1 protein-coding gene is annotated in these 204 nt (G+C 34.3%); it reads left to right on the top strand.

From position 1 onward, the window contains the following. Positions 1-204: hypothetical protein (locus JUI58_RS19875; protein ID WP_204105553.1), on the top strand; the 204-nt coding region annotated here is incomplete at both ends.

Below are 204 nucleotides of genomic sequence, written 5' to 3'. Positions count from 1 at the left end.
CTCAGAAACAGTTATAACTCCAGATTCAACGCAAATTAATTCTTCTGATACCAAACAAGAAATCTCTTCTTTCGATACTAAACAAGAAATCTCTTCTAGTTCTGGTATAGCGCCAAACGAACCTGTTCAGAAACAATCTATTTCTCCTATTCCAGAAACAGTTATAACTCCAGATTCAACGCAAATTAATTCTTCTGATGCTAA

It is taken from the genome of Spirulina sp. CCY15215, from assembly GCF_016888125.1.
GTDB lineage: Bacteria > Cyanobacteriota > Cyanobacteriia > Cyanobacteriales > Spirulinaceae > CCY15215.
The sequence above is the reverse complement of the archived record's forward strand: the minus strand, read 5'-3'. Positions and strand labels throughout refer to the sequence as shown.